Here is a 6768-nt window from a genome sequence, read left to right on the forward strand (position 1 = left end):
CTTGGGTCATGGGGATGGGGCGTGGTCAGGCTGMCCGGCGGGTGACCGCCGGCCGATTGGGCCAGACGCACAATCGAAAGACAATGGCAAATCCTCCGATTCCAAGCTGCCTTTCGTCAACATTGGGGCACCTGTCCGCCAGATTCCCCTGGCTGCGGACCGCCCCTATGCCCAAGTCGGCCCTCACCGTTGCCTCCCTTGTCCGTGATCCCACCATGCAGGCCGGGGTGTCCCGTTGGCTGGCCGCTGGCCGCTACACCCTCGTCAGCGTCGACCCCCTGGCCGACCCTGTGGCCGACCTCGACCGCCTGCGCGAGGAGTTCGACGCCCTGCTGATCGAGGCCGATGCCGTGGATGGTTCGGTGCTGAGCGGGCTCACCGAGCGGGGTCTGGTGCTGCCCGCGGTGGTGATCGGTGCGGTCAATGGCGAGGTCAGCTTCCACGAGGCGGAGGTGAGGCTGCAGGCTGATCAGCTGGAGCAACTCAGCTACTGCCTCGATGCTGCGGTGTCGCGTTTTCTGCGTCAGGGCCTGGGCAATCCCGCTGAAGCCAACCCTGGACCCGGCTTCGCCGTCAGTGTGTCGTCCCCGACCGGGGGCCAGGATGATCAGCCCTCCGCCGCGAAGGCCGGAGCCGCTGTCGCGACCAGCGAGGCCCCCCGGCCCTGGCGTCTGGATGGCCGCCTCAAGGAGCGGCTTGGACTGCTGGGGGTGTTCTACAAGCGCGATCCCTCCCGCTTCCTGCGCAACCTGCCCAAGGGGGAGCAGGACGACCTGCTGCGTTCGCTGGAGCGCAGCTATCGGGATCTGCTCATCCATTACTTCCGCAACCCCTCGGCGGCCAACCAAGCGCTGGAGAGCTTCGTGAACACGGCCTTTTTCAGTGATCTATCCATCACGACAACCGTTCAAATCCACATGGACCTGATCGATCTGTTTTCCAAGCGCCTGCAGTTGGAGGGTCACAAGAGTGATTTTCTTCAGGATTACAGACTGGCTCTGCTGGATGTGATGGCCCATCTCTGCGAGATGTACCGACGCTCAATCCCTCCCGATGTGCCGCTGATGCCATTCGCTTCAGAGGCTTGAGGCGCAGATGCATTCGCACACCTGGACATTCCTGTCATGACACCCCGTAAAACTTACATTCTGAAGCTGTATGTGGCTGGCAACACTCCCAACTCGATGCGCGCACTGAAAACGCTGCGCGACATTCTGGAAACCGAATTCAAGGGGGTCTATGCCCTCAAGGTGATCGATGTGCTCGTGAACCCACAACTGGCCGAGGAGGACAAGATTCTGGCCACGCCCACCCTCACCAAAATCCTGCCACCCCCGGTGCGCCGCATCATCGGCGATCTCAGTGACCGCGAACGGGTGCTGATCGGCCTGGATCTGCTCTACGACGAGCTGACCGACGATGGTGAGCTCAATGAGCTTCTGCACACCAGCCAGGGCCTGGCTGCTTCGCGCCTCTCTGGAGAGGATGATGCTCTGGCTGATCTCGTTCAGGAAGGATCGCTTCCTGATGATGGTCTGAATCCCCGAGCTTGATCAGGGCATTGATCTGCCCCCAGCCCTTTTGTCCACGTCTCCCCAGGTCATGCAGGAAAACAGTCCAATCGACGCTCAGTTGATGCAGGTCCAGAAGCTGCCCACCGGCATCGATGGCTTTGACGATGTCTGCCATGGGGGGTTGCCGATCGGCCGCTCGACGCTGATCAGCGGCACCTCGGGAACGGGGAAGACCGTGCTGTCGTTGAACTTTCTCTACAACGGCATCCGACAGTACAAAGAAGCCGGCATCTTTGTGACTTTTGAGGAGTCGCCGCTCGATATCATGCGCAATGCGGCCAGCTTTGGCTGGGATCTTCAGGAGATGATCGAACAGGACAAATTGTTTGTTCTGGATGCATCACCAGACCCAGATGGCCAGGACGTGGCTGGAAACTTTGACCTTTCCGGACTGATTGAGCGTATCAACTACGCCATTCGCAAATACAAGGCCAAACGGGTAGCTATCGATTCGATCACCGCTGTCTTCCAGCAGTATGACGCCGTTTCGGTGGTGCGCCGGGAGATCTTCAGACTGATTGCCAGGCTCAAGGAGATTGGTGTGACCACCGTGATGACCACCGAGCGCATTGATGAGTATGGGCCGATCGCTCGCTACGGAGTTGAAGAGTTTGTGTCCGATAATGTGGTGATTCTGCGCAATGTGCTGGAGGGCGAGCGGCGCAGGCGCACCGTGGAGATTCTCAAGCTGCGGGGTACGACCCACATGAAAGGCGAGTTCCCGTTCACGATGAGCAGCCATGGCATGAGCGTGTTCCCGCTGGGGGCGATGCGGCTCACCCAGCGGTCTTCCAATGTGCGCGTGAGCTCGGGTGTCCCCCGGCTGGATGCCATGTGTGGCGGTGGCTTTTTCAAGGACTCCATCATCCTGGCCACCGGAGCCACCGGTACGGGCAAGACACTGCTGGTGTCCAAGTTCATCGAAGACGCCTGCCGCAGCAAGCAGCGCGCCATCCTCTTCGCCTATGAGGAATCCCGGGCCCAGTTGCTGCGCAATGGCACCAGCTGGGGCATTGACTTTGAGCAGATGGAGCAGGATGGTCTGCTCAAGATCATCTGCGCCTATCCGGAATCCACCGGCCTGGAGGACCACCTCCAGATCATCAAGACCGAAATCAGCCAGTTCAAGCCCTCGCGGATGGCCATCGACTCGCTCAGTGCCCTGGCCCGCGGCGTCAGTCACAATGCCTTCCGCCAGTTTGTGATCGGGGTAACCGGCTATGCCAAGCAGGAGGAAATTGCCGGATTCTTCACGAACACATCAGAGGAGTTCATGGGTAGCCACTCCATCACTGATTCCCACATCTCCACGATCACCGATACCATCCTCCTGCTCCAGTATGTGGAGATCCGTGGTGAGATGGCCCGCGCCCTGAATGTGTTCAAGATGCGAGGCTCCTGGCATGACAAGGGGATCCGCGAGTTTGTGATCACCGATAACGGCCCTGAGATCAAAGACTCCTTCTCCAACTTCGAGCGGATCATCAGTGGTGTGCCCCACCGGGTCACCACCGATGAGCGCAGTGAGCTCTCCCGGATTGTGCGCGGCGTGGCTGATGAGCGCTGAGCACCAGCGCTGAGCCTGGCCTAGAGACTCACAGGCTGAGCAGCCAGGGCTGGGAGCGGTGCAATCTCCAGGCTCTGGGCCCTGCGCTCGGCGCTGAGCTGCAGTTCATCCTGGTCGGATTCTTCAAGGGAGAGATCAAACCAGAACACGCTGCCAACCTCCGGCTCGCTGGCCATCTTCACCTGGGTGCCGTGCTTGTCGAGGATGCCACGCACGATCGAGAGTCCCAGGCCCGTGCCAGCCTCAATGTGCACCGCATTCTCGACCCGGAAGAAACGCTCGAAGATGCGGGCCTGGTCGGCTTCGGAGATGCCGCAGCCGCTGTCACCGATCTCGATCCGCAACCGCGGCAGCGGTGAGGTGAGCTCGCAGCGGGGGTTGTCTTCCCTGGGCACCTGGTCGTCGTGGAGCAGGCAGAGATCGGGCCAGGGATAGGCCCTCAGCACGATCTGTCCACCGGGCGGGGTGAACTTGAGGGCATTGCCCACCAGGTTGCCGAACACCTGCAGCAGCAGGTCCCAGTTGCCGAGCACCCTGGGCAGCAGCGTTTCGGCTTCGAACCGAAGCTTCACGCCTCGCTCCTCGGCATTCAGCCGGTAGGTGCGCAGGATCTGCTCGATCGCCTCGGCCACATCCAGCGGCTCAAAGCTCCAGGATCGCTCCGATTCCAGCCGCGACAGATCGAGCACGTCGTTGACCAGCCTGGTGAGCCGGTCGGTTTCGGCGTTGGCGATGCCGAGGAATTCGTGCTTCTCCTGGTCAGAGAGCTGGTCGCCCAGGTCGTAGAGGGTTTCCACGTAGCTCTTGATGTTGAACAGCGGCGTGCGCAGCTCGTGGGACACATTGCTGATGAAACGGCTCTGGGCGGCGTTGAGCTCCACCTCCCGGGTGAGGTCCTGGATGGTCATGGCGATGCCCTTGAGCGATTCGCCGCTGGCATCGCGCACCGGCTGCAGCACGATGCGCAGGGTGCGGGCGGGATCGCCGACGCTGCAGCGCACGTCGGCGGCATCCTGCTGGCCGATGATCATGTTGTCGAGGGCGGAATGCAGCTCCAGTGCCAGACGTTCCGGCAGCTCGCCGATCAGTTCCTGGCCCTCAAGATTGCGGCCCTCCCAGCGGAACAGGCGCCGGGCGGTGGGGTTGGCCAGCACGATGCCCCCGGCGGCATCGAGCAGCACGGCGCCGTCGGCCATGGTGGCGATCAGGGATTCCTGCTTCACCTGGGCGGCAGTGAGCTCCTCGATGTTGGCCGCCTTGTACACCTCCAGCTGGGAGGTCATCGCGTTGAAGCCCTCCAGCAGTTCCCCCAGTTCTCCCCCCATCGGCAGGGCGATGCGGGTTTCGAAGTCGCCCACCGCCACCTGGCGCACGCCCCGCAGCAGCTCCTTCACCGGCTGGGTGATGGTGAGGGCGTTGAACACGGCCCCCAGGATCACCAGCACCCAGATCGAGATGAACACGGCCACCGTCACCTCCCGGGTGAGGGCCGCGCTGGCCAGCAGGGTTTCGTTGGGGTTGATGCCCATGGCCATCACCCCAAAGAAGCGCCCCTCATTCACCAGCGGCACGAACACGTCCGTGACCTGGCCGTCGGGGGTGAGGTGCTGGCGCACCAGGGGATTGTCTGGCCGCTTCTGGATGTCGGGGGGAAGTTCCAGACGCCGACTCAGCAGCAGTTCGCTGCCCCCCGAGGTGCCGCCGATCGGGATGCCCAGATAAATGATCCCGTCAGGATCGGCGAAGAAGATGTAACGCAGGCTGCGGCTGGTCTGCCAGAAGCGCTCGGCCACCATGGCCAGCTCGCGGTCGTTGCCCTCCGCCACCAGTGGCGTCACGTTGGCGGAGAGCAGCAACCCCAGGTCGCGGGCATAGCGGGTGTCGCTCATGCGGGCGTCCCGCTGGATGCCGTTGAGCGCCAGGAAGGTGATGCCGGTCATCAGCAGGCTCACCACCAGGGTGGCCACCGCCAGCAACTTGGTCTGCAGGCTGAACTCGGCCCACCAGCGCGCCAGGGCCTGGCGCCAGGAGAACGGGGGGGGAGCGGTGCTGCTCGACGGGCTCATCGGCGACGCACCTGGTGACCGATATCGCGCCGGTAGGTCATGCCGGTGAAGTGCACCTGGGCCAGTCCTTCATAGGCCCTGGCGAAGGCCGCGTCGAAATCCTCCGCCTGGGCCACCACGGCGAGCACCCGCCCACCGCTGCTGACGCAGGTTCCATCGGGGGCGCGCCTGGTGCCGGCGTGGAAGATCTGCAGCTCGTCGCCCGGGCTGGCCACGCCCTCCACCGGATCTCCCTGCCGGATCGTGCCCGGGTAGCCCTCGGCGGCGGCGATCACGCAGGCACTGCAGCCGCTGCGCAGGCTGAGCGGTGGAGCGGTGTCGAGTCGGCCCTCGGCGCAGGCCAGCAGCACCTGGGCCAGTTCCTTGCCCAGCAGGGGCATCAGGGTTTCGCACTCGGGATCGCCGAAACGGCAGTTGAACTCGATCACACTCAGCCCCTGCGGCGTCAGCATCAGGCCCGCATAGAGCACGCCGCGGTAGTCGATGCCGTGCGCCTGCAGGGCCCGCAGGGTGGGCTCAAGCACCTGCTGCCGCACCTCCTCCATGGCGGCGGCGTCGAGGAGCGGGGCCGGGGCATAGGCCCCCATGCCGCCGGTGTTGGGGCCGGTGTCTCCTTCGCCGATCCGCTTGTGGTCCTGAGCCGCAGGCAGCAGCAGCAAACGCTCGCCATCGCAGAGGGCGAACACGGAGACCTCCGGACCGTGGGTGCGCTCCTCAAGCACCAGGGAGGCGCCGGGGCCGAAACGGCCCGCGAAGATCGCCTCGATGGCTTCGAGGGCCTCCTCCAGCGTTTCGGCCACGGTCACCCCCTTGCCGGCGGCCAGGCCATCGGCCTTGACCACCAGGGGCCGGCCCTGGGCCTCCAGAAGCGCCAGGGCCTCCTCGCGGTTGGCTGCAGGCCAGAAGCCCGCACTGGGCACCCCGGCCTCCTGCATCAGGGTCTTGGCCCAGCGCTTGCTGGACTCCAGCTGGGCTCCATCGGCGCCGGGACCGAACACCGCCACACCGCAGGCCCTGAGCTGGTCAGCGAGCCCAGCCGCCAGCGGCACCTCCGGGCCGATCACCACCAGATCGATGGCCAGCTCGCGGCAGCACTGCTGCAGGGCGGGCCCATCGCCCTCGCCGATCTCCAGCTGGCGGCAGCCGGGTAGATCGCCGCTGCCGCCATTGCCCGGGCTCAGCCACACCTGGCCTACCCCAGTGGAGCGGGCCAGAGCCCAGCCGAGGGCGTTCTCCCGGCCACCGGAACCCACCACAAGGATGCGGAGGTCGTGCTGCGTTGCCTCAGGGGCCATCGGGCTCGGAACTGGGGTAGGGAGAGAGGTCAGTGGCTAGGTTGAAACCACCAGCATGGCTGGCCCCTGGCCCGACAGGCCTGCCAGGCCCGGTCCAGGAGTGGACCGGTTGCCCGCTTCTGGCCCATCAGGGGTCTCGTTCCTGAACTCCCGCTCCATTCTCTCCCCATGCAGGCTGGTCGATCGCGAAGCACCGCGCTGGCTCTGGGCCTGGCCTGGGCGACGTTGCTGCCCGGGGGAGGCGGAGGCCCGCTGAGGGCCCAGCC

At 64.5% G+C, this 6768-nt stretch carries 5 protein-coding genes; 3 read left to right on the plus strand and 2 right to left on the minus strand.

The features are described 5' to 3' along the window. Nucleotides 1-167 precede the first annotated feature (167 nt). The 3 genes from IQ216_RS10105 (at nucleotide 168) to kaiC (ending at nucleotide 3141) form a co-directional block, all read left to right on the plus strand. Nucleotides 168-1088, plus strand: coding sequence for a circadian clock protein KaiA (locus IQ216_RS10105; protein WP_193815373.1), 921 nt, complete (start codon nucleotides 168-170; stop codon nucleotides 1086-1088). A gap of 36 nt (nucleotides 1089-1124) precedes the next feature. Then, nucleotides 1125-1553: a circadian clock protein KaiB gene (gene kaiB, locus IQ216_RS10110; RefSeq protein ID WP_228007378.1), complete on the plus strand. Its 429-nt coding sequence runs from the start codon at nucleotides 1125-1127 to the stop codon at nucleotides 1551-1553. A gap of 82 nt (nucleotides 1554-1635) precedes the next feature. After that, a complete protein-coding gene (gene kaiC, locus IQ216_RS10115) occupies nucleotides 1636-3141 on the plus strand; it encodes a circadian clock protein KaiC (protein ID WP_193815376.1) in 1506 nt (501 codons plus the stop codon). Nucleotides 3142-3161: 20 nt separating this feature from the next. Here kaiC and IQ216_RS10120 read toward each other — a convergent pair whose 3' ends face one another. Together IQ216_RS10120 and purD are read right to left on the minus strand one after the other, a co-directional pair. After that, a complete protein-coding gene (locus IQ216_RS10120) occupies nucleotides 3162-5207 on the minus strand; it encodes an ATP-binding protein (protein WP_193815374.1) in 2046 nt (681 codons plus the stop codon). Continuing rightward, nucleotides 5204-6502, minus strand: coding sequence for a phosphoribosylamine--glycine ligase (gene purD, locus IQ216_RS10125; protein ID WP_193815375.1), 1299 nt, complete (start codon nucleotides 6500-6502; stop codon nucleotides 5204-5206). Before purD ends, IQ216_RS10120 begins: the two co-directional genes overlap by 4 nt. Nucleotides 6503-6768 lie beyond the last annotated feature (266 nt).

Source organism: Cyanobium sp. LEGE 06143, from assembly GCF_015207535.1.
GTDB lineage: Bacteria > Cyanobacteriota > Cyanobacteriia > PCC-6307 > Cyanobiaceae > NIES-981.